Source organism: Geodermatophilus sp. CPCC 205506 (assembly GCF_051383635.1).
Taxonomy (GTDB): domain Bacteria; phylum Actinomycetota; class Actinomycetes; order Mycobacteriales; family Geodermatophilaceae; genus Geodermatophilus.
The window spans coordinates 37,974-60,706 of the sequence record NZ_JALPKP010000006.1; the positions used below are offsets into that span (position 1 = coordinate 37,974).

Here is a 22,733-nt window from a genome sequence, read left to right on the forward strand (position 1 = left end):
ACGACGCGGCCGTGGACGCCCTTCCGGGTCCGGCCACGCCCCGGCAGACTGGGCCGCTGCCGCCGCCGTCCGGTCGCCGCGGCTGCCACGGGGTAGACACGTTCCGGGAGGACTTCGGATGGATGCCGTCGGCCTGGTGGGCGCGGCGCCCGCAACCATCGCGGACTACCAGGTGATCCGGGTGCTCGGCGAGGGCAACAACGGCCGGTTCTACCTGGCCCGCCCGCCGGCGCGGCTCGGGCTGCCCGACGAGTACGTCGCGGTCAAGGTGTTCACCGGTACCCACAGCGAGCAGGCCTACGAGCGCGGCGTCCGTGAGCTGCGGGCCTTCGCGCAGGTCAGCTCGCCGTACCTGGTGCGGGTCTACGACGCCGTCCTGCAGGACAGCTTCCTGTACGCGATGGAGTACTGCCCGCTGGGCTCGCTGGCCGCGCCGGCCCGCCCGCTGCGGCGCGGAGAGGTGCTGCGGGCCGTCGCGCACGCCGCGTCGGCGCTGCACGCCCTGCACGAGGCGGGGCTGACCCACGGCGACGTCAAGCCCGGCAACATCCTGCTCACCGAGGACGGCGGCAAGCTCTCCGACCTCGGCCTGGCCCGGTTCCTCACCCCGGGCGTGACGCTGACCGGCATGGCCAGCGCCGCGTCGGTGGAGTTCCTCGACCCCGCGCTGCTGCGGGGGGAGCGGCCGTCCCGCGCCACCGAGGTGTTCGCCCTCGGTGCGACCCTGCACCGCGCGCTGACCGGGAACGGCCTCTACGGCGAGCTGCCCGACAGCGAGCCGCTGCAGGCCATCCGCACGGTGATGAGCGCCGAGCCGCGGATCCAGCCGGGCATGACGGCGGAGGAGGAGGCGCTCGTGCGCCAGTGCCTCGCGCCGGTCGGCACCCGCCCGGCGACGGCGCTGCAGGTGGCCGAGCGGATCGACGCGCTGGCCCGCGCCGCCCTGGCCGCTCCTGCCTGACCGGCGGGCTCGTGAGGGGCGCCCGCCGCCGTGCGGGCTGACGAGGCATAGGAAGCAATACCCACGTCCTCGCCCCCGTGACGTGGGTATTGGTTCCTATGCCTGAGGAGAACCCGGTCAGCCGAAGTCGCTGTTGGCGTTCTCCAGCCACCAGGTGACCAGCGTGCGCAGCCCCTCGGGACCGCCGTTCGCGATCACCACGATGCCCTCGGCGCCGTACTCGTCCTGGGTCCAGATCAGGAACGAGTTGTTGTCCGCGTCGACGTAGCAGGCGACCTGGCCCGCGTCCTGCTGGTTGATCGTGTACGGCTGGTAGCCCTGGGTGTCCGGGCAGTTCTGGTCCTGCCCGAGCCGGGTCACCCCGTTGCGCTCCATGTCGGCCAGGAAGACCTCGTCGAGCTTCGCGGCGTCCTCGTACAGGTAGAAGGCCGAGTCGGTCGGGCCGGGCTGCGCGGTGGCCGGGCCGCAGCCGAGACCCGCCAGCTCGCCGTCCCCCGCGGTGTCGGGCCGGCAGGCGGCCGGGTCGAAGCCGCCGGGCAGGATCGCCAGCAGCTCGTCCTGCGGATCGGTCGCCGGCGTCGTCGACGCCGAGGTCGAGGTCGAGGAGGCCGCGGAGGACGACGTGGAGGTGTCGCTGCTCGCCGGGGTGGTCGGCTCGTCGCCACCGCGGGTCAGCGCGATGATCCCGACGACCACGGCGACGACGGCCACGGCGACCGCGCCCAGGATCAGCGGCAGCCGGTTGGGCGTGCGGCCGCCCGGGGCGGGCGAGCCGGGGACCGGGTAGCCGCCGGGACCGGCGGGCGGCGGGTAGCCGGGCGCTGGGAAGCCGGTGCGTGGACCGGGGTCGGACGGCGGCCCGTACCCGCCGGGGTCCGACGGCGGCCCGTAGCCACCGGGATGGGACGGCGGCCCGTAGCCGCCGGGGTCGGACGGCGGGCCGTAGCCACCGGGGTGGGAGAAGCCGATCGTCTGCGGGGTGAACGGCATCGGGGTGATCGAGGTCGGGGGAGCGGAGGGCACGTGCTGCGGCGTCACCCCGGACTCCTTGAGGGCGGCGCGGGCGGCGGCGGCGAGCTCGCCACAGCTGCCGTACCGCTGGTCGCGGTCCTTCGCCAGGCCCTTCCGCACCACGGCGTCCAGCGCCGGAGGGAGGCCGGGGCGGACGGCGGACGGCGCCTCGGGCTCGTTGTTGAGGTGCGCGAACATGAGCGTGGCCAGGCCGTCGCCGGTGAACGGCCGGCGGCCGGTGAGGCACTCGAACAGCACGCAGGCCAGCGCGTAGACGTCGACCCGCTGGTCGATCGGCTGCTCCAGGAAGCGCTCGGGCGCCATGTAGTCGAACGAGCCGAGCGCCGCGCCGGTCCGGGTCAGGGAGGGGCCGGAGGAGTCGTTCGTGGAGCGGGCGATGCCGAAGTCGACGAGGTGGACGAACTCGTCCTCGCCCTGCCCGCTGAGCAGGATGTTCGACGGCTTGACGTCGCGGTGCACGAGGCCGTCGGCGTGCGCGGCGTCCAGCGCCCGGGCGGTCTGGCTGATCACCGACACGGCGCGGGCGGGGTCCATCGGCCCCTCCTCGGCCAGCACGGCGGCGACGTCGCGGCCCGGCACCAGGCGCATGTCGAGGAACAGCCGGCCGTCGATCTCGCCGAAGCGGTGGATGGGGACGATGTGCGGCTCGTTCAGCCGGGCGGCCAGGTGCGCCTCGCGGCGGAACCGCTCGCGGTAGCCCGCGTCGGCGGCGAGGTGCTCGGAGAGGACCTTGAGCGCCACCACGCGGTCGTGCTCGGTGTCGAACGCGCGGTAGACCTCGCCCATGCCGCCGCGACCCAGCAGGGCCTCGATCCGATAGGCGCCGAACTGTTGCAGATCCACCGTCTCCGAGCCCCTCCGTGTGCCGCCGCGGAGGCGCTCGTCGCTGCCGGTGCCCGCGCGGACGTCGGCGGAGTCTAGGGACGTATCGGTCCGGCGACCAGCGGCCCGGCCGCAGCCGGGTGCCGGCCTGCCGGACGGCGTCCGGGGCGTGCCGGCCGCCGCGCTTCGTGACGCAGCTGTGACCGCGCGCGGCGGCCGAACCGGTAGGCGTCCGGCCCGCCCGTCACTACCTTGCACGTGCTCCGGACCCGGCCAGGGTCCTTCCGGGCGCCTCGCGCCTCCGCAGACGATCGGACGAGACGCACCATGAGCCAGCCTCCAGGTTCCTACGGCCGGCCGGGGCCGCCCGCTCCCTACGGGCAGCCGGGCACGTACGGCCAGCCGGGCCCGTACGGGCAACCCGGCCCCGGAGGCCCCTCCGGCCCCTTCGGCCCGGGCCCCTTCGGCCCGGGCCCCGGCGGGTCCGGGCAGCCGCCGGAGAAGCGGGGCGCGCTGCCGTGGCTGGTGGCCGCGCTCGTGGTCGTGCTCGCGGGGATCGGCGTGCTGCTGTTCGTCCGGCTCGGCGGCGGCGACGAGGGGGCCGGCACCGCCGGCGGCTCCACGTCGGCGTCCACGTCGTCGCCCGCGATCGAGACGGGGATGGACACCGAGGGTGCCGCGCCCCCGTCGATCCCCGGCGGGGCGAGCGTGCCGCCGGCCGGGAACCCCGGCGGCGGCACCGGCGGGGCCGTCGAGCCCCGGTCGCAGGCCGGTGCCGACGAGGGGCGGTACCCCGGCTCGGGCGACGTCGCCGTGACGTTCATGAACGGCATCCTGGAGTTCGACGTCGGCACCGTCTTCGCACTCTCCTGCGCCACGCTCCAGGACGAGGCGGTCTCGGCCTCGGCCGGCACCGGGCAGACGCCGGAGGAGTACCTGACCGCGTTCTTCTACGACCGCGTCCTCGCCGGCGAGACGATCTCCGGCGGGCAGAGCACCGGCATCGTCCACGACCCCGGCAGCGGTCTGGACGTCGTCAGCTTCGACGTCACGACGACCGGCGGGACCCCCGCCGAGGTGCTCGTCGGCGTCGACCAGGCACTGACCGTCTGCGGTTTCGCGTGAGCGCGAGGACGGGGAGGCCCCCGTGTTCGCGGTGACCCGCCTGCGCGTGCCGGAGCAGGACGCCGGCACCCTGGCCACCGACGTCGCGGCGCTGCTGGCCGCCCTCGCCGCGCGGCCGGGCTTCCGCGACGGCGAGCTGGGCCGGTCCGCGGACGACCCGGCGCTGTGGGCGCTGGTCACCCGCTGGGACGGCGTCGGCGCCTACCGCCGCGCGCTCTCGGCCGCCGAGGTGAAGATCGCCGGAGCGCCGGTCTGGGTGCACGCGCTCGACGAGCCGGGCGCCTACCTCACCGACTGAACGGGACGACGCGGGTGTCACGCCGGCCGGACGGCCGGCCGGCCATACGCTGCCCGCGTGGTCGGACAGACACGCAGGGCGAGGAGCGCGCGCAAGCGGAAGCGCCGGATGGCGCGCGTCGAGCACGACCTCAGCCCCGCGCAGTGGACGGCGCTCCAGGCGGCCTGGGGTGGCTGCGCGTACTGCGGTGCGACCGGCACGCCGCTGCAGCGCGACTGCGTCCTGCCGATCTCCCGCGGCGGTCGCTACACCCTCGACAACATCGCGCCGGCGTGCAGTTCCTGCAACGCCAGCAAGTGCAACGACGAGGTGACCGGCTGGCTGCGGCGCAAGCGGCTCGACGAACGCGCCTTCCTGGTCCGCCACGCGGAGGTCGGGGCGGCGCTGGCCCTGCTGTTCGCCCCCGGGCCGGAGGACGAACCCGGCGGCTGACCGAAGGGCTCCGCGGGGGCGCAACTACCGTGGACGGGTCAACCGCCGACCGCCAGCCGGATGGAGCCCCCCGCCGTGAGCGAGAGCACCGCCAAGCACGACCCCGCCCGCCTCGACAAGGTGGTCAACCTCTGCAAGCGACGGGGCTTCGTGTTCCCGTCGGGGGAGATCTACGGCGGCACCCGCTCCGCCTGGGACTACGGCCCCCTGGGCGTCGAGCTCAAGGAGAACATCAAGCGGCAGTGGTGGCGGACCGTCGTCCAGAGCCGGGACGACATCGTCGGCCTGGACTCCTCGGTCATCCTGCCCCGCCAGACCTGGGTCGCCTCCGGTCACGTCGGCGTCTTCACCGACCCGCTGACGGAGTGCCAGAGCTGCCACAAGCGGTTCCGCGCCGACCACCTCGAGGAGGACTTCGAGGCCCGCAAGGGCCGGCTGCCCGAGAACGGCCTGGCCGACATCAGCTGCCCGAACTGCGGCACGAAGGGCGCGTGGACCGAGCCGCGCGACTTCAACATGATGCTCAAGACGTACCTGGGCCCGGTCGAGGACGAGTCCGGGCTGCACTACCTGCGCCCGGAGACCGCGCAGGGCATCTTCGTGAACTTCGCCCAGGTCATGGGCGCGGCGCGGAAGAAGCCGCCGTTCGGCATCGGCCAGATCGGCAAGTCGTTCCGCAACGAGATCACCCCCGGCAACTTCATCTTCCGGACCCGCGAGTTCGAGCAGATGGAGATGGAGTTCTTCGTCGAGCCCGGCACCGACGAGGAGTGGCACCAGTACTGGATCGACGAGCGCACCCGCTGGTACACCGACCTCGGCATCTCCCGGGACAACCTGCGGCACTTCGAGCACCCGAAGGAGAAGCTGTCGCACTACTCGACGCGCACCGTCGACATCGAGTACCGCTTCGGCTTCCAGGGCTCGGAGTGGGGTGAGCTCGAGGGCATCGCCAACCGCACCGACTTCGACCTCAAGACGCACTCGGAGCACTCCGGCGCCGACCTCACCTACTTCGACCAGGGCAGCAACACCCGCTGGACGCCGTACGTCATCGAGCCGGCCGCCGGGCTGACCCGCTCGCTGATGGCGTTCCTGGTCGAGGCCTACACCGAGGACGAGGCGCCCAACGCCAAGGGCGGCGTCGACACCCGCACGGTGCTGCGGCTGGACCCGCGGCTGGCGCCGGTGAAGGCCGCCGTCCTGCCACTGTCGCGCAACGCCGACCTCTCGCCCAAGGCGCGGGACCTGGCGGCCACGCTGCGGCAGAGCTGGAACGTCGACTTCGACGACGCCGGCGCCATCGGCCGCCGCTACCGGCGGCAGGACGAGATCGGGACGCCGTTCTGCCTCACCGTCGACTTCGACACGCTCACCGATGACGCGGTCACCGTGCGGGAGCGCGACTCGATGAGCCAGGAGCGGATCGGCCTGGACCAGGTCGAGACCTACTTGAAGACCCGCCTCCCCGTCTGCTGAGCAGTCCGTCGTCATCCGCGGAGACTGACGGCGCTCCTCCCGGACTCCCGGCGCGGGAAGTCCGGTTCGCGGGGTGATCCACGTCGCCGCCTACCCTGGGCAGAGTGAGCAGCAGCGTGCTGGAGCGGGGTCCGTCCACCGGGACGGGCCCCGCTCCGCTGCGGCTCGGAGAGCTGACCGTCGACCCCGCCGTCGTCCTCGCCCCGATGGCCGGCATCACCAACCCCGCGTTTCGCACGCTGTGCCGGGAGTTCGGGGCCGGGCTCTACGTCTGCGAGATGATCACCACGCGGGCGCTGGTGGAGCGCAGCGAGAAGACGCTGCAGATGGTGCGGGCCACCCCCGACGAGAAGGACGCGTTCTCCGTCCAGCTCTACGGCGTCGACCCGGCCACCGTCGGGCGGGCCGTGGAGATGCTGGTCGACGAGGGCGTCGCCGGCACCCGGCCGGCGCACGTCGACCTGAACTTCGGGTGCCCGGTGCCCAAGGTGACCCGCAAGGGCGGGGGATCGGCGCTGCCGTGGCGGCGGGTCCTCTTCCGCGACATCGTGCGGGCCGCCGTCGCCGCCGCCCGCGACGTGCCGATCACCGTCAAGACGCGGATCGGCATCGACGCCGACCACGTCACCTACCTCGACGCCGGGCGGATCGCCCAGGACGAGGGCGCCGCGGCCATCACCCTGCACGGGCGCACCGCCGACCAGCTGTACAGCGGCACCGCGGACTGGGCGCCGATCGCCCGGCTGGTGGAGGCCGTGGACATCCCGGTGCTGGGCAACGGCGACGTCTGGGAGGCCGACGACGCCCTGCGCATGGTCGCCGAGACCGGGTGCGCCGGCGTCGTCATCGGCCGCGGCTGCCTGGGCCGGCCGTGGCTGTTCGGCGACCTCGCCGCCGCCTTCGCCGGGGAGCCGCGGCGCGCGCTGCCGACCCTCCGCGAGGTCGCCGCGGTGATGCACCGGCACGCCGCGCTGCTGTCGGAGGAGCAGGGCGAGCGGCACGGCTGCACCGACTTTCGCAAGCACGTCGCCTGGTACCTCAAGGGCTTCTCGGTCGGCTCCGACGTCCGCCGCGCGCTGGCGATGGTCAGCTCGCTCGACGAGCTCGCCGGCCTGCTGGCCGGCATCCCCGAGCAGTCGTACCCGACGGCGGTGCTCGGCGGCCCGCGCGGCCGCACCTCGCCGCCGCGGCCGGTTGCGCTGCCCGAGGGCTGGCTGGCCGACCGCGACGACCCCCGGCCGCCGGCCGGGGCCGAGCTGAGTGTGAGCGGCGGGTGAGCGCCATGACGCAAGGGCCCTACCTCTACGACGACGACCCGGCGCCGCTGCACACCGGCACCCCGCGGGCAGCCCGCGGGCTCATCCTCGCGATCCTCGGCGGCACGGTCGCGGTCGCCGTGGGGATGGCCGTGGGGCTGCCGCTGGTGAAGGGCACCCCCGAGGAGCAGGCCCGCCAGGTCACCGGCGTGTTCCTCCAGGCGCTGGCGCAGGACGACGTCGACACCGCCCACCAGCTGCTCTGCGAGGAGGAGCGGGGACGCATCGAGGCCCAGCAGGTGCCCGGCGAGTACGCCGCCGGCGGGGACGGCGAGGTCGCCGGTACCGCCGCCGCCGAGGCCGGCGGCGAGCCGGTGCAGCGGGTGGAGGTCGCCTGGTCCGACGGCAGCACCTCGGTCCTGACCGTGGTCAGCGAGGACGGCCCGCGGGTCTGCGGCACCACGGCGGGCTGAGCGGGCGGGCCATCAGAGCCCCCCGCGTTCGCCGGACCCGGTGTCCGGTGCCGTCAACCGGGCCGGCGGGCTGGCGCGTCCCCGCCCGGCTGAGCCAGGATCGCGCTCAACAGGACGTATGAGACGTCTGCTCCCGGCGCGTGGACGACGGCCGGCTGACGAGCGCGGAGGTGCACGGTGGGCGGAACCGGTGGACAGACGTGGGTCTACGACTTCAGCCAGGGCAACAAGGAGCAGAAGGACCTGCTCGGCGGCAAGGGCGCCAACCTGGCGGAGATGACCAACCTCGGGCTGCCGGTGCCGCCCGGCTTCACGATCACGACCGACGCCTGCCGCCACTACCTCGAGCACGGCAGCACCCCGCCGGAGCTGGCCGACCAGGTGACCGAGCACCTGACCGCGCTGGAGAAGGCGATGGGCAAGACGCTCGGCGACCCGTCGGACCCCCTGCTGGTGTCGGTGCGGTCGGGAGCCGCGGCGTCCATGCCCGGGATGATGGAGACCGTCCTCAACGTCGGCCTCAACGACGAGTCGGTGCAGGGGCTGGCCGCGCAGTCGGGCAGCGAGCGCTTCGCGTGGGACTCCTACCGGCGGCTCATCCAGATGTTCGGCAAGACCGTGCTCGGCATCGACGGGGAGCTGTTCGAGCACGCCCTCGACGAGGTCAAGCGCGAACAGGGCACCGACCTCGACCTGGACCTCGACGCCGAGCACCTGGAGGACGTCGTCGGCCGGTTCAAGGCGATCGTCCAGGAGGCGTGCGGCCGCGGCTTCCCGATGGACCCGCGCGAGCAGCTGGACATGGCGATCAACGCCGTCTTCGACTCCTGGAACGCCGACCGCGCGATCATCTACCGCCGCCGCGAGCGGATCCCCGGCGACGCCGGCACCGCGGTGAACGTCGTCGCGATGGTGTTCGGCAACCTGGGTGCCGACTCCGGCACCGGGGTGGCGTTCACGCGGGACCCCGGCAGCGGCGCGCAGGGCGTGTACGGCGACTACCTGCAGAACGCGCAGGGGGAGGACGTCGTCGCCGGCATCCGCAACACCGTGCCGCTCACCGACCTGGAGCGGATCGACGAGGGCGCCTACCGCGAGCTGCTCGACACGATGGCGACGCTTGAGTCGCACTACCGCGACCTGTGCGACATCGAGTTCACCGTCGAGCGCAACAAGCTCTGGATGCTGCAGACCCGCGTCGGGAAGCGGACGGCGGCGGCGGCGTTCGTGATCGCCACCCAGCTGGTCGACGAGGGACTCATCGACATGGACGAGGCGGTCCGGCGGGTGACCGGCGACCAGCTGGCCCAGCTGATGTTCCCGCGGTTCGTCTCCGGCGGGAACGCCACCCAGCTGACCCAGGGCATGAACGCCTCCCCGGGCGCCGCCGTCGGCCGGGCGGTCTTCGCGTCCGAGACCGCCGTCGAGTGGGCGCAGCGCGGCGAGAAGGTGGTGCTGGTCCGGCGGGAGACCAACCCCGACGACCTGGCCGGCATGATCGCCGCCGAGGGTGTGCTGACCAGCCGCGGCGGCAAGACCTCGCACGCCGCCGTCGTCGCCCGCGGCATGGGCAAGACGTGCGTGTGCGGCGCCGAGGAGCTGCAGGTCGACACCAAGGCCCGGCAGTTCACCGCGCCGGGCGGGACGGTGGTCGGCGAGGGCGACGTCATCTCCATCGACGGCTCCACCGGACGGGTCTGGCTGGGCGAGGTGCCGGTCGAGCCGTCGTCGGTCGTCCGCTACTTCGAGGGCGAGATCGACCCCGGCTCCGACGAGGCCGACGACCTGGTGCGCAGCGTGCACCGGATCCTCGCGCACGCCGACTCCCGGCGGCGGATGGACGTGCGCACCAACGCCGACACCCCGGAGGACTCCGCCCGGGCGCGCCGCTTCGGCGCCCACGGCACCGGCCTGTGCCGGACCGAGCACATGTTCCTCGGCGACCGGCGGCAGCTGGTGGAGAAGCTGATCCTGGCGGAGGGGGACGACGAGCGGCAGGCCGCCCTCGACGCGCTGGAGCCGCTGCAGAAGCAGGACTTCCTGGAGATCTTCGAGGAGATGGACGGGCTGCCGGTGACCGTCCGGCTGCTCGACCCGCCGCTGCACGAGTTCCTCCCCGACCTCACCGAGCTCTCGGTGCGGGTCGCGGTGGCCGAGGCGGAGGGTCACCACGACGAGGGGCAGCTGCGGCTGCTGGCCGCCGTCCGCCGGCTGCACGAGCAGAACCCGATGCTGGGGCTGCGCGGCGTCCGGCTGGGGCTGGTCGTGCCCGGGCTGTTCGCCATGCAGGTGAAGGCGATCGCCGAGGCGGCCTGCGAGCGGAAGAAGGCCGGCGGCGATCCGCGGCCGGAGGTGATGATCCCGCTGGTCGGCGCCGTGCAGGAGCTGGAGGCGATCCGCGAGGAGGCCGACCGGGTGCTCGCCGACGTCTGCGACCGGCACGGGGTCGACCTGCACGCGCTGGTCGGCACGATGATCGAGGTGCCGCGGGCCGCGCTGACCGCGGAGGAGATCGCCCAGTCGGCGGACTTCTTCTCCTTCGGCACCAACGACCTCACCCAGATGACGTGGGGCTTCTCCCGGGACGACGTCGAGGCGGCGTTCTTCCACGCCTACCTGGACAAGGGGATCTTCGGCGTCTCGCCGTTCGAGTCGCTGGACCGCGAGGGGGTCGGCCGGCTGGTCGAGATCGGCGTCGAGGGCGGGCGGCGCGTCCGTCCCGACCTCAAGCTGGGCGTCTGCGGCGAGCACGGCGGCGACCCGGACTCGGTGCACTTCTTCCACGAGGTCGGGCTGGACTACGTCTCCTGCTCGCCGTTCCGGGTGCCGGTGGCCCGGCTGGAGGCCGGCCGCGCCGCGCTGGGAGCCGATCGCGCCGGGTCCTGAGCACGGCCGCCCCGGCCGCGTGATCATCGGCGGGTGGCGGTGCCCGTCCGCGTGTCGGGCAGCCACTCGCCGATGATCGGCGGGGGCCAGCGGGCACCGGGAGGACGTGGTCCGGCACACCGTCCCCAGGGCCCCCGTTCCGACAGGGCGGCGTGGTACCCATGACGCGTGGGGGTGCGCGCAGGGAGCCTGGTCGGCCGGGTCGTCGGAGCTCTCGTGCTCGCGTTCTTCCTGCTGGTGGTCTCGACCGCGACGGCGATCTGGTGGACGGCGCGGCATGACTCCCGACCGGCGTCGGACGCGATCGTGGTGCTCGGGTCGGCGCAGTACAACGGCGTCCCCTCGTCGATCTTCGAGGCCCGGTTGGAGCACGCGCTGCGGCTGTACGAGAACGGCGTCGCGCCGGTGATCGTGACCGTCGGTGGCAAGGCCGCCGGCGACCAGTTCACCGAGGCCGAGGCGGGGCGGGACTACCTGCAGGAGTCCGGCGTCCCGGCCGAGTCGCTGCTGGCCGTCGAGCAGGGCGTGGACACGCTGGAGAGCATGCGCGCCGTGGCCACGGCGTTCGACGAGCGCGGCTGGGCCTCCGCGGTGCTGGTGACCGACCCGTGGCACGCCATGCGCGCGGAGCGGATGGCCGAGGACGCCGGCATCGCCGCCGACAGCTCGCCGACCCGGCAGGGCCCGGCGGTGCAGACCCGCACCACGCAGTTCCGGTACATCCTCCGCGAGACGGCGGCCTACCTGCTCTACCGGGTGACCGGGGAGAGCGTCGCCGGCGCACCCGGGATCGGCTGAGCGAGGAGGACCTGTGCTGGAACTGGGCAAGGCCGGCTCGTCCGGCACCGGGAAGGGCGTGCTGCCCGTGCTGCGCGACGGCGCCGTCGTCGCCACGCTGCGGGCCTCGAACTGGAAGGAGGCGGCCACGGCCGTCGTCGGCGACCGCGAGTGGGTGCTCACCAAGCGCAAGCGCGAGCTCGTCGGCCGCTGGTCGGTCGACCCGGAGGACGCCGCCCGGCTGCGGGCCTGGCAGGCGTCGTTCTGGAAGGGCACCTGGGAGGCCGACCTGGCGGGGACGCCGGTGCGGTCGGAGGTGGTGTCGCGCTGGAAGGGCGGGCACCGCTACCTCGTCGACGGCCGGGTGATCGCCGAGACCGGGACGACGGGCGGGTGGTCGCCCCGTCAGACCCTGACCGCCGACGAGTCGCTGCCGCTCGACCAGCAGGTGTTCCTGCTGTGGCTGGGGCTGGTGATGACCCGCCGCGACCAGGCGGCGGCGACGGTCGCGATCGCCGGCGGGGTCGCCGCGGCAGGAGGCAGCTGATGGCCGGGCGGGGACGCATCCGGGCCGCGGACATCGCGCTGGTCCGCGAGCGGAGCAAGATCGACGAGATCGTGGGCGAGCACCTGCAGCTCAAGCGCGCGGGTGGCGGGAGCCTGAAGGGACTCTGCCCTTTCCACGACGAGAAATCGCCTTCCTTCCACGTCACACCGGCACGAAATCTCTACCACTGCCTCGCCGGCGAGACAGGGGTGCTCACCGAGGACGGCACAGTCCCGATCCGGGAGCTCGCCGGGAAGACCGTCCGCGTTCTCAACGGAGATGGGGGCTGGGTCGAAGCGCCGTTCAGGTCGTACGGCGTGCACCGGCTCATGAAGCTCACGCTGACCCGCAACGGACGGACCAAGGTCGTCCACGCCACCGACGAGCACCGCTGGTTCGTGCCCTCCGGCCGACTCCGGCAGGACCGCCGAGAGAAACTCACCAAGGACCTGCGGCCCGGCGACCAACTGTCGCCGTCCTTCCCGATGAGCCGGGTCCTCAACCCGGCGACGCGCCCTTCGCCCTTCGGGATCGCCCGCGGACTGGTCTACGGCGACGGCACACGAAACGGTGCCGGGTCCATTGCGAACCTCTTCGGTGACAAGGACGCAGAGCTCGCGCAGTACTTCGCCGGTTGCAGGAGCTGGGTAGGAGAGGGTGTCACCAAGTACTACGGGCTTCCTGCTCACTTCAAGGACGAGCGTCCGGCACTCGATGAGGACGCCGCGTATCTCCTCGGTTGGCTCGCCGGCTACTTCGCAGCCGACGGCTGCGTGGCTGAAGACGGGGACGCGATCCTCAACTCGGCGCGGGTCGACGACCTGGAGTACGTCCGCACCCTGTGCACCCGGCTCGGCATCGGCACCTACGGGGTGGCCAAACAGACCCGGCTGGGCATCGACGGCGTCATGAGCGACATCCACAACGTGCGCTTCATGACCAAGGGGCTGCCCGACTCGTTCTTCCTGTTGACCCACCATCGCGAGCGCCTCCTCGCCAACCGAAAGGCGTACGAGCGAAAGCGGTGGGTCGTCCGATCGGTCGAGTGGTCCGATCGCGTCGAGGAGGTCTACTGCGCGGAGGTGCCCGGCACGCACGCCTTCACCCTCGAGGACAACATCCTCACCGGGAACTGTTTCGGTTGCGGAGTCGGTGGCGACGTCATTTCCTTCATCCAGCAGATCGACCACTTGTCCTTCTCTGAAGCGGTCGAACTGCTGGCCGGGCGGGCCAATCTCGAACTGCACTACGAGGACGACGGCGGCCGTCCGACGGGTGGCCCCGACCGGACGCAGGTCGGCCAGCGCGCCCGGCTGGTCGCGGCCAACACCGCGGCCGCGGCCTTCTACGCCGAGCAGCTCGGTTCGCCGGAGGCGGCACCGGCCCGGCAGTTCCTCGCCGACCGTGGTTTCGACCGGCAGGTGGCGCTCGACTTCGGCTGCGGCTTCGCGCCCGGCGGCTGGGACGCGCTGACCCGCCACCTGCGCGCCAAGGGCTTCACCCAGCCGGAGCTGGTCACGGCCGGGCTGGCCAAGGAGTCCTCCCGCGGCTCGCTCATCGACCGGTTCCACCGCCGGCTGGTGTGGCCGATCCGCGACATCACCGGCGACGTCATCGGCTTCGGCGCCCGCAAGCTGATGGACGACGACCAGGGCCCGAAGTACCTCAACACCCCCGAGACGCCGCTCTACAAGAAGAGCACCGTGCTGTACGGCGTCGACCGCGCCAAGCGGGACATCGCCCGCCGGCACCAGGCCGTGGTGGTCGAGGGCTACACCGACGTCATGGCCTGCCACCTGGCCGGGGTGACGACGGCGGTCGCGTCCTGCGGCACCGCATTCGGCGCCGAGCACATCGGCGTGCTGCGCCGGCTGCTCATGGACCAGGACGAGTTCCGCGGCGAGGTCATCTACACCTTCGACGGCGACGCCGCGGGACAGGCCGCGGCGATGAAGACCTTCGCCGAGGACCAGCGCTTCGTCGGCCAGACCTTCGTCGCCGTCGAGCAGGACGGCCGCGACCCCTGCGAGCTGCGCCAGGCGCACGGCGACGCCGCGGTCCGCGACCTCGTGGCCCGGCGGACGCCGCTGATCGCCTTCGTGCTGAAGACGACGCTCGCCGGCTACGACCTGGACACCGTCGAGGGCCGGGTCGCCGCGCTGGAGAAGACCGTTCCGCTGGTCGCCCAGATCAAGGACCACGCGCTGCGGCCGGCCTACGCCCGCCAGCTGGCCGGGATGATCGGGAACATCGACGAGGCCGAGGTGCTCGAGCGGATGCGCCGGCTGACGGGGGAGGGGGCCGCGCCGCAACGGTCCCGCGCCCGCACGCCCCGGCGGTCGCCGGACGACATCGCGGTGGCGGTGGAGCGGGAGGCGGTGAAGACGGCGTTGCAGGTGCCCGAGCTGGCCGGTCCGTCGTTCGACGCGATCCCGGTCGAGGCCTACACCGACCCGGACTACGCGGCGGTGGCGGCGGCGGTCGCCGGCACCGGGGGAGCGGCGGCGGCCCGGGTCACCGGTCCGGCGTGGCTGGACGAGATCGCCGCGCACTGCCCGAGCGACACCGCCCGCGCCCAGCTCACCGCGCTCGCCGTGGAACCGCTGCGTTCGGCGCACGAGGCGGACGCGGCGTACGTCAGCGCGGTGCTGGCGCGGCTGGAGGAGATGCACACCGTCCGCCGGGTGGCCGCGCTCAAGGGCCGGCTGCAGCGGATGAACCCGGTCGAGGCCGCTGACGAGTACATGAAGGCGTTCGGGCAGCTCATGGCGCTCGAGCAGCAGGCCATCTCGCTGCGGCAGCGGGCGATGGGCGGGCTGGCCCAGTGAACCTCCTCGACGCGGTGCGACGGCGGTTCGCCCGGCCGCCCGAGCTGGTGCGCGCGGTCGTCGTCGCGTCGGCCGACCCCGACGAGCGGGTCCTCGCCTGGGGGACGCTCGTCCGCGACCAGGGCTGGCTGGCCGCGACCTCGCGCGGCCTGCGCCGGGTGCGGGCCGACCTGCCGCTGACCGAGGCGGGCGACGTCGGCGTCCTGCCGTGGCACGAGGTCGCCTCGGCCCGGTGGACGGCGACCGGCGACGGCGGCGGCCGCTTCGAGGTGACCCCGCTGACCGAGGTGGAGCCCGGCGTGCAGGCCCGGCTGCCCGTGGAGCGGCACGCGCTCAGCGACGCGGGCGACCTGCCGGCCGTCGTCCGCCGGCGGGTGGACCAGACGGTGGTCGCCAGCCGGCGGACGCCGCTGCCCGGCCGCGGCGAGGTCGTGCTCGTCGCCCGGCGGGTGCCCGGTCAGGCGGAGCGGGAGTGGACCGTCGTGTTCGACGACGACGCCGACCGCAGCGACCCGGTCGCGCGGGACGCCGCCCGGCAGAAGCTCGCCGAGGCGGTCGCCGCCGACCAGGTGATCTGACCCCGGGGAGGGTCAGGGCATCGGCGGGGTCCCCGCGGGGCCGGTCGTCGATGGTCCGGTCGCCGAGGCGCCGGTCGTGGGGGACGGGCTCGGCGTGGGTCGGGTGTCGGAGGTGTCGCGGCCCATGCGCGCCTTGACCGAGTTCACCACCGCGTCCGCCCGGGCCTGGGCCATGCCGGCCACACCCTGCAGCTGCGGGTTGTCCTTGGCGTTCTCCCACGACCTGCGGATCTGCTCGTAACGCTCACGCCCGGCCTTCGCACCGAGCACGTACCCGGCACCGAAGCCGGCGAGGAAGGACAGCTTCGCCACGGGAGACCTCCTGGACTCGAAGATTGAGTGATCACGGTAGCCGTGACCGGGTGTGACGCGCGACGCGAGGGACCCTGCGCAGGGCCCTCGGGCGTGTGAGGTACCCTCGACGAGGCGTGCGGGTCCGTCCCGCCGGTCCCCCGTAGCTCAATTGGCAGAGCATGCGACTGTTAATCGCAGGGTTATTGGTTCGAGTCCAATCGGGGGAGCAATACCACAGGTCAGCGGCCGGTCCTGGCGTTAGCGCGGCTGACTCACCCCGTTTTCCCCACTTCTCGTCATCTGGTCAGCCCCCGGTCGTGGTGGTGGGTGAGGGCCCGTAGCCGTGGGCGAGGGTGCCGCGACCTCGAGCCCCCGCGTGTGGGCGTCGCCCGGCCCGCCGGCACGAAGGTCTGATGCCTCGGGATCTTGATCGGCGACTGAGCGGATCAGGGGAACCTCATGGATGTTCTGTACGAGCGGGTCGCCTGACTCGACATCGGCAAGGCGACGCTGACCGTCTGCGAGCGCACACCCGGCCCCCGGAGTGGCCGGCGCGCGGAGACGCGGACGTTCTCGACCCTGGAGTGGGGGCTGCTGCGTTCGTCGCTGGTTCCGCCGCCGGATATCGGCCGGTCGCGGATGCTGACCCGCTACCGGGTGCAGCTGATGGCCGACCGAACGCGCGAGGTCACGCGGCCGGAGCTGATGCTCGGAGATGCCTCGATCAAGCTGCCGTCGGTCGCGGTCAACCTGACCAGCGTCTCGGCCGGGGCGATGCTCACCGCGCTGATCCAGGGCGAACGACCTGCCCGCCCCAACTCATGTCTCGACGCTTGCCAGCCGGAGGTCGCCGACGGTCAGCTCTGCGATCAGCGGCCGGGCGGCGTCCGGATCCACATCCGTTGCGACGGCGCAGAGTTCGGGGGTGACGCGCGCCCGCAGCAGGTGCGCCACGAATCGGCCCTCGGCGCCGGGCCGGCGCACTCGCAGGTCGCCGACGACGCCGGCGATCCCGCCTGCGCCCGCCGTCGCGGTACCGATCACGAGCAGTTCGGCCGCCCGTCGCGCCGTCTCGGCGGCCAGCCAGTCGTCGCGCTTCTCCATCGTGTCGGCCAGCAGGGTGCCGAGAAGGTCGACGTGGTCCGACGCCTCGGTCGGGCTGCCCACGCAGCGCAGCGCCAGGCCGTAGTCGCCGAGCGCCGTGGCCGCGCGAGCGACCACGTCGAGGGAGCGCCGGCGCACGCTCCGGACGGAGATGGTGCGCGCCACTTCGGCCGCCTCCGCGAAGAGCCCCGCCTGCGCGGCCTGCTCCGCCACCGAGGCCAGGGTGTCGGCCTGCACCTGCACGTGCTCGATCCGCCGCGCCGTCCGCGCCGCCTCCGAGTAGTCGTGGTGGGCGCACAGCCAGGCCACGATCACCCGGTACAGCGCGCTTCGCTCCTGGAGGTCCCGGGGCGCCTGGGCCGCGGCCCGCGCCAGCCCCACCCGGTCGTCGGATAGGGCCTGGTCGACCACCGCGGCGTAGAAGTCAGCCTCGGTCGACAGCCGTGTGCTGCCGCGAGAAGGCGCCGGCACGGTGGCGCTCGTCTCGCTCCGCGCCCCCAGGACGGCCGGTAGCGCGCCGCCCGTCTCCTCCGCCTCCGGCTCCGGCGCTGCGGCCGGCAGGCCGGCGCGCGGCTCCGGCGTGGCCGGTGAGACGGCGCGCGGCGCCGACGTCGTCTCGTTCGCGAAGTTCGCCTCGAACAACACGCGCACCAGCACCGTCTCGAGGCGTTCGACGTCCCGCTCCTCGGCGGGTTCAGCAAGGGCGGCCTCGACGATCTCGCGCGCGGCGACGTCGTGCCCGCGATCCAGCGCCGCCTCCGCGGCCGCCTCGCTGATCGCGGCGCGCGTCGCCGGCGACGCCGTGGTCCGCCGGAGGTCCGCCACCAGCGGCGCCGATCCGCGATCCCCGACCCGCCGGGCGCACTCGACCAGGACCTCCGGCCGGCTCGTGGCGATCCCCGTGGCGGCGAGCAGGGCCAGGGCGTCGTCCACCCTGCCCACTCCGCAGGCCTCGACGGCAACGGCGGCCAGGGCTCGCTGCCGCCATCCGGACTCCTCGATGGCCCGGGCGATGCGCTCGGCCAGGTCGAAGCGGTCCAGGTCCCGCTGCACGATGCGGGCGGCCTCCGTGACCGCCTCCGGCCCCTCGTGCTCTTCGATCGATCTCGCGACCCGCAGCGCGGCTGCGTCGTCACCGGCATGGACGGCGGCCTGGAGGACGTCGAGGAAGTTCCGGCGGCGCACGGTCGGCAGCGAGCGCGCGGTCAGCGTCGCGGCCTGGACGTAGTCGCCCAGCTGAAGCGCGAGCCGCGCCGTGCGGGCCAGGTGGCGCTGCTGCTCGTCGCGGTCCAGGCGGGGGATGATCGCGACGCAGTCGCCGAGGGCCGACCGGTCCACCGCGGCGCCGGCGAGGGCGGTGACGAGAATGCCCCGGACCGGCTGGCCGAAGCTGTCGGCGATCGGCAGCGCCCGCTCGAGGCCGGCGGCGGCGTAGAACCGGAGCAGGGCGGCCGTCTCCTGCGCAACGGCGTCCGGTGTGCCCTTGAGGGTCTCCATGGCGCGGCGGAGGATCTCGGTCGCCTCCTCTGCCCGGCCCAGTTCGACGCTGCGGCATGCGAGCTCGGTCAGGGCCCGGGCTGACGTCGACCGGGTCTGCAACCCGGCCGCCGTCCGCAGGGCTCGCTCCAGGTCCCCGCGCCCGGCGTAGGCCGCGACCACGGTGGCCAGCACGTCATCGCGGGTCTCGAGGTCGTCGATCTGGCCAACCAGCGCGACGGCCTCGTCCTCGTGGCCGGTCGAGGCGGCGTGCATGGCGACGACCCGGCGCAGGTGGTCGCCCGACGCCCGATCCTCCTCCGCCGCCACGGTCCCGATCGCGCCGTCCCACTCCCCGGCCTCGAGCATGGCGCGCACCACCGCCTCCAGCAAGCGCCGGCGCTCGTCGCGGTCCGGCAGCCGGCGGGCCAGCTCGGCAGCCGGAGCGCGGCGGCCGGACGCCAGCGCGGCGCGCGCCACCGCGGCCAGCGCCGCCGGCGATGAGTTCTCGGACCTGACGACCGCCAGGGACCACTCGACGTCCGCTTCGGCTGCGGACGTCAGGAGGACGGCGGACAGCGCGTTCCGGCGGTGTTCTTCGAGGGGAACGGCGGCGATGGCCAGCCCGGCCGAACCGAGGTCGCCTGCCGCGGCACGGTGCTGGGCGACGGCCGCCAAGGCGGCCGACCGCCACACCCCGTCGTCCTCGGGCGAGACGCTCTCCTCCGCGGCGGCGAGCAGCTCCTGCCGGTGGGCCGGCACGTCCACGGCCACCTGGGCCAGCGTGACGGGCCGATCGACACCGGGGGGCACGGCCAGCGCCTCGGCGCGGGCCCGCGCCGCCGTCTCGGCCGCGGCGCGGTCGCTCCGAGCCGCCAGGACGGCGGCCAGTCGAGCGAGCACCCGCGCCCGATGCGCCGCGGATGCGATGCGGCCGAGCGCCGCGGTGACCGCCTCGACGCGGCCCAGGCTCGCGGCGGCCTCGCCGACGAGCACTGCGGCCTTCTCCCGCCGGGCGGGGTCGCCTTCGCCGTCCAGTTCCTCGACGGCCGACTCGAGCAGGTCGGCGGCGAGGACGGCGGAGTCGCGCCGACCGACGGCCAGGGCCAGTGCGCTGAGCGCGCGGACCCGCGAGGAGCCGTGCTGTTCCGCCCGCGCGGCCGCCGTGACCGCGCGGACCAGTGCCGGCACATCGGCAGCGCCGTACTCGACGAGTGTGGCGATGAGCAGGTTCCGGCTCTGTGGATCGGGAACGCCGAAGGCCAACTCCTCGGCCCGACGGCGGAGGGCGGTTGCCCGGTCCTGCGGCGTCCCGGGCAGGGCGGCTGCACGGGCCAGCAGCGTCGCGGCCTTTGCCGGGGGCTGGTCGTCGGCCGCCCGCTCGACGACGGTCAGCAGGAGCGACACGTCGTGCCCGGCGGGAGCCAGTTGCGCGGCCACGGCCAGCGCTGCCTGGCCCTGCTGGTGCTTGTCGAGGACGGCGGAGACCAGGTCGCCGGCCAGGCCGATCTCGCCCAGAGCGGCGGCCGCCTCGGCGGCGGCGGAGAGAGCGGTGCCCTGCCGCCACGGGGACCCGCCGCTGCGCGCCAGGGACGCGCAGTCGCGCAGCAGCATCGCCAGCTCCGGCGCCGGTGCCCACGTCCGCACGGTGAGCGCGATCCGCGCGAGGCGGACCGCGCGCTCGTGCGGATGGGAGAGCTCGTTCGCCACGACCACGGCGTCCTGCAGCAGAGCTAGCCGGGTCTGCTCCGCCCCGGTCGCCGCGGCCAGCAGGTCGGCGAAGCAGTCGCAGCGGATCTCGGGATCGGGAACGCCACGGGCGAGGGCGACGGCCTCGTCGGTGCTGCCCGCGCGCCAGGCGGCGACCGCCACCGCCGCGAGGGCCCGCGCCTTCGCCGTCCCCTCCAGCCACTCGGCGAGCTCGTGCGCCCGCCGCCAGTCCCCGGCGCGGACCCAGCCGAGGGCGACGTCGACGGGGCACCGGCCGATGGGGGTGCGCAGCTTCTCGCGGGCCACGGCCAGGACCGCCACGGCGTCGAGCCGAACGCGTGGAGCGGCGCACCAGGTGGCCAGCGCCGCATCGATCTCGCGAAGGGCGCCGTGGGTGCTGCCCTGCCGGGCGGTGAGGAAGCGGATGCGTGGCACCGACACGAGCCGGGTGAGGAGCTCCGCCTCGCGCAGTTCCTGCAGCAACTGGGGGTAGCCGTCGGCGAGGTAGTCGGGCGTGTTGTCGGGCCAGCCCGCGGCGGCGTAGCCGGCCGCCCACTCGTGGATGCGGGTGCGCAGCGCGGGGATGCGGTCGGCGAGTGCGCCGGCGGTGGCCTCCCGCAGGGTGCTGTGCTGGAAGGCGAAGCGCGTCTCGCCGCCAAGCGGGATCGGCTCCACGATCCGCGCCGCCACGCGCTCGAACACCCGCCGGACCTCGTACTCGCCGGTCGCGGGCGAGTCCTCCTTGGCGAGGGCGGCGGCCTCGTTCACGGTGAGCGGGCCGGCCGCCGCCAGCAGGCACAGCATTGTGCGCGCCGCCGGGTCGTCGAGGTATTCCTCGAGGTCGTCCTCGGCCGCCTGTTGCCGCCCGGTCGCGAACGGGCTCGCGCGCAGTGGGCGCCGCGGCGTGCGGCGCTCGTCGAGGAGGGGGTGCTCGGAGCGACGGGCGGGGAGGTGGACGTTGCGCCGGCTGAAGACGAGCACGTGCGTAGACGGCAGGCGGTCGGGCGGGAGCAGCCCGAGCAGCCGCCCGGGATCCTCTGCCTCGTCGGCGCCGTCGACGAGCAGGACGAGGTGCCGGCCGAGGCGTTGCTGGTGGGCCTGCGCCTGCTGCCAGAGGCTGACGAACGCCTCGTGCCCCTGCTCGCGCGGCGCCTCCCGGTCGAGCAGCGCGGCCAGTTGCTCGCAGACCGACTCGAGGAAGCGGCGGATCTCGGTCGTCGCCCGGGCGCGGGAGAAGAAGAAGGAGACGACGTCGACGCCGTCGACCGGATGCGCGGCGGTGTGGGCCGCGAGCGTGGTCTTGCCGGACCACGGATCGGCCGTCCACCAGGCGAACGGGCGATCGGACAGGGTGAAGGCGCGCAGCTCCTCGATCTCCGTGTCGCGCCCCTCCAGCCGGGGGCTGCGGGCGTCGAGCCAGCGGACGAAGTCGGTCTGCGTGGTGGGCCGGCGGGCGGGAACGAAGCGGACGGCGAGACCGTCGTCGGCCAGCAACTGCCGGAGCACGGCGACGTTCTCGCCGGCCTCGCGGTCGCGTGCGAACGCGGTGTCGTGCTCCTCGAAGACCGCGGCGAGCCGCACCGCGGTGAGGAAGCCACCGGGCTCGACCTCGGCGACCAGGCCGACCAGCCGGTCGTGGGCGAAGATCGCGGCGCCGGAGAAGCCGGTCCAGTCCTCACCGCGGATGCCCTCGGGCACGTCGGCGCGGAGCTGGAGCCGCCCGGTCTTCGCGTTGGCCAGCGGCGGGATCTCGCCGGTGACCGACGCGGTGTCGCGCACGGTCGTGGTGGCGCCGGGCTTGGTCGAGAAGGTCGGAAAGCCCAGGGCCTGAAAGGGCACGGCCCGCGCCACGAGGGCGGGGAGGTCGCCCAGCTCGGGCGAGCTCAGATCCTCGGTGCCGAAGGGGCGGGTGAGCCGCACCAGCGCCAGGTCGGCGGTCGCGCCTGCCCAGGCGACCTCGCCGCGGATCTCCTCGCCGCGGGTGGCCCCGGGGAAGAAGCGGACGTCGACGGTGGCGGCGTCGTCGAGCACGTGCCGCGCGGTCAGGACGAGGTGCGGGGAGAGCTGGTAGCCGGTGCCGTAACTCAGCGTTCCGTCGTGCCGGCCGACCAGGATCTCGGTCACCTGCTCGGCACGGAGTCCTTCGGGCCGCGGCGGCATCTCAGTCGGGCCGCGCGTCGGGCCGGGCGTTCACCACCAGAGGCTGGCCGTGGTCGTCCAGTGGGGTCAGGGTGACCTTCAGGCGCTGCGTCCGCTGCACCGACGCCTTGGCCGAGCCGCCGAGCGAGACCACCCAGAACTTGATGTCGCCCTTGGCTCCGGCCTCGCGGGTGCCGGCGACCTCGAGTTCCAGCTCGACCGGCCCCACGGCGAAGCGCGGTGTTCGGTTCTTGCCGGCGAGCTCGGCCGCGCGGAGTTCCGAGCGCAGGGCCTCGATGTACTCCGAGAGTTCGATGTCTTCGTCCACCGGGCCGCCGTCCTCCCGTTCCCCCGCACAGGCACCCACCGGCCGTGCAACGCCCCGACGCTATCGGTACCGAGCCGGGCAAGGGCCGTGAGCCGTCGCCGGAAGAACGGGCAGCGCTACGGAAAGCCCGCCGCCTCGGAGGGCGGCATTGCCAGGTCGGCAGCCAGCAGCTGCCGGTCCGCGGTGGC

Annotated in this window: 16 protein-coding genes and 1 tRNA gene; 13 read left to right on the forward strand and 4 right to left on the reverse strand. The window is 74.0% G+C overall.

Features of this window, described 5'->3' with window-relative positions; translation table 11 throughout:
* Window positions 1-118 precede the first annotated feature (118 nt).
* The gene (locus tag MY520_RS05015) at window positions 119-961 is read left to right on the forward strand and encodes a serine/threonine-protein kinase (protein ID WP_436690700.1); all 843 of its coding nucleotides are present in this window, start codon (window positions 119-121) and stop codon (window positions 959-961) included.
* 117 nt (window positions 962-1,078) lie between these two features.
* On the opposite strand, the gene MY520_RS05020 is transcribed toward MY520_RS05015, so the two are convergent.
* Window positions 1,079-2,836, reverse strand: coding sequence for a serine/threonine-protein kinase (locus tag MY520_RS05020; protein WP_436690702.1), 1,758 nt, complete (start codon window positions 2,834-2,836; stop codon window positions 1,079-1,081).
* Between the two features lie 306 nt (window positions 2,837-3,142).
* On the opposite strand from MY520_RS05020, the gene MY520_RS05025 reads away from it, so the two are divergent.
* From MY520_RS05025 to MY520_RS05075, 11 genes are all read left to right on the forward strand, one after another.
* On the forward strand, window positions 3,143-3,940 hold the full coding sequence (locus MY520_RS05025; protein ID WP_436690704.1) for a hypothetical protein: 798 nt from the start codon (window positions 3,143-3,145) through the stop codon (window positions 3,938-3,940).
* Window positions 3,941-3,962: 22 nt separating this feature from the next.
* Window positions 3,963-4,238 (forward strand): antibiotic biosynthesis monooxygenase family protein, encoded by a 276-nt coding sequence (locus MY520_RS05030; RefSeq protein ID WP_436690706.1) that lies wholly within the window; start codon window positions 3,963-3,965, stop codon window positions 4,236-4,238.
* A gap of 57 nt (window positions 4,239-4,295) precedes the next feature.
* Complete coding sequence (locus MY520_RS05035; protein WP_436690708.1) at window positions 4,296-4,670, forward strand: HNH endonuclease; 375 nt, start codon at window positions 4,296-4,298, stop codon at window positions 4,668-4,670.
* 75 nt (window positions 4,671-4,745) lie between these two features.
* Window positions 4,746-6,149 carry a glycine--tRNA ligase gene (locus tag MY520_RS05040; RefSeq protein ID WP_436690710.1) on the forward strand — a complete coding sequence of 468 codons (1,404 nt, stop codon included), beginning with the start codon at window positions 4,746-4,748 and terminating at the stop codon, window positions 6,147-6,149.
* A gap of 104 nt (window positions 6,150-6,253) precedes the next feature.
* Complete coding sequence (gene dusB / locus MY520_RS05045; RefSeq protein ID WP_436690712.1) at window positions 6,254-7,426, forward strand: tRNA dihydrouridine synthase DusB; 1,173 nt, start codon at window positions 6,254-6,256, stop codon at window positions 7,424-7,426.
* Between the two features lie 5 nt (window positions 7,427-7,431).
* The gene (locus MY520_RS05050; RefSeq protein WP_436690714.1) at window positions 7,432-7,878 is read left to right on the forward strand and encodes a hypothetical protein; all 447 of its coding nucleotides are present in this window, start codon (window positions 7,432-7,434) and stop codon (window positions 7,876-7,878) included.
* A gap of 177 nt (window positions 7,879-8,055) precedes the next feature.
* Entirely contained in the window at window positions 8,056-10,764 is a 2,709-nt protein-coding gene (gene ppdK, locus MY520_RS05055; RefSeq protein WP_436690716.1) for a pyruvate, phosphate dikinase, read from the forward strand.
* Window positions 10,765-10,932: 168 nt separating this feature from the next.
* A complete protein-coding gene (locus MY520_RS05060; RefSeq protein ID WP_436690718.1) occupies window positions 10,933-11,562 on the forward strand; it encodes a YdcF family protein in 630 nt (209 codons plus the stop codon).
* 13 nt (window positions 11,563-11,575) lie between these two features.
* Window positions 11,576-12,088 carry a hypothetical protein gene (locus MY520_RS05065; RefSeq protein WP_436690720.1) on the forward strand — a complete coding sequence of 171 codons (513 nt, stop codon included), beginning with the start codon at window positions 11,576-11,578 and terminating at the stop codon, window positions 12,086-12,088.
* Window positions 12,088-14,916 (forward strand): DNA primase, encoded by a 2,829-nt coding sequence (dnaG, locus tag MY520_RS05070; protein ID WP_436690722.1) that lies wholly within the window; start codon window positions 12,088-12,090, stop codon window positions 14,914-14,916. The genes MY520_RS05065 and dnaG overlap by 1 nt, the downstream gene beginning before the upstream one ends.
* Complete coding sequence (locus MY520_RS05075; RefSeq protein ID WP_436690724.1) at window positions 14,913-15,494, forward strand: hypothetical protein; 582 nt, start codon at window positions 14,913-14,915, stop codon at window positions 15,492-15,494. Before dnaG ends, MY520_RS05075 begins: the two co-directional genes overlap by 4 nt.
* 12 nt (window positions 15,495-15,506) lie before the next feature.
* On the opposite strand, the gene MY520_RS05080 is transcribed toward MY520_RS05075, so the two are convergent.
* A complete protein-coding gene (locus MY520_RS05080) occupies window positions 15,507-15,806 on the reverse strand; it encodes a hypothetical protein (protein WP_436690726.1) in 300 nt (99 codons plus the stop codon).
* A gap of 136 nt (window positions 15,807-15,942) precedes the next feature.
* On the opposite strand from MY520_RS05080, the gene MY520_RS05085 reads away from it, so the two are divergent.
* Window positions 15,943-16,015: transfer RNA gene (locus MY520_RS05085), tRNA-Asn, on the forward strand.
* 592 nt (window positions 16,016-16,607) lie between these two features.
* Here the strand turns inward: MY520_RS05085 and MY520_RS05090 are convergent.
* Together MY520_RS05090 and MY520_RS05095 are read right to left on the reverse strand one after the other, a co-directional pair.
* Window positions 16,608-22,202: a trypsin-like peptidase domain-containing protein gene (locus MY520_RS05090; protein ID WP_436690728.1), complete on the reverse strand. Its 5,595-nt coding sequence runs from the start codon at window positions 22,200-22,202 to the stop codon at window positions 16,608-16,610.
* 37 nt (window positions 22,203-22,239) lie between these two features.
* Entirely contained in the window at window positions 22,240-22,545 is a 306-nt protein-coding gene (locus tag MY520_RS05095) for a trypco2 family protein (protein WP_436690730.1), read from the reverse strand.
* Window positions 22,546-22,733: the final 188 nt, after the last annotated feature.

What these genes read in the sequence shown, in the direction of transcription:
- MY520_RS05015 (WP_436690700.1), top strand. Translation starts at nt 119, where the DNA reads ATGGATGCCGTCGGCCTGGTGGGCGCGGCGCCCGCAACCATCGCGGAC.
- MY520_RS05025 (WP_436690704.1), top strand. Translation starts at nt 3,143, where the DNA reads ATGAGCCAGCCTCCAGGTTCCTACGGCCGGCCGGGGCCGCCCGCTCCC.
- MY520_RS05050 (WP_436690714.1), top strand. Translation starts at nt 7,432, where the DNA reads ATGACGCAAGGGCCCTACCTCTACGACGACGACCCGGCGCCGCTGCAC.
- dnaG (WP_436690722.1), top strand. Translation starts at nt 12,088, where the DNA reads ATGGCCGGGCGGGGACGCATCCGGGCCGCGGACATCGCGCTGGTCCGC.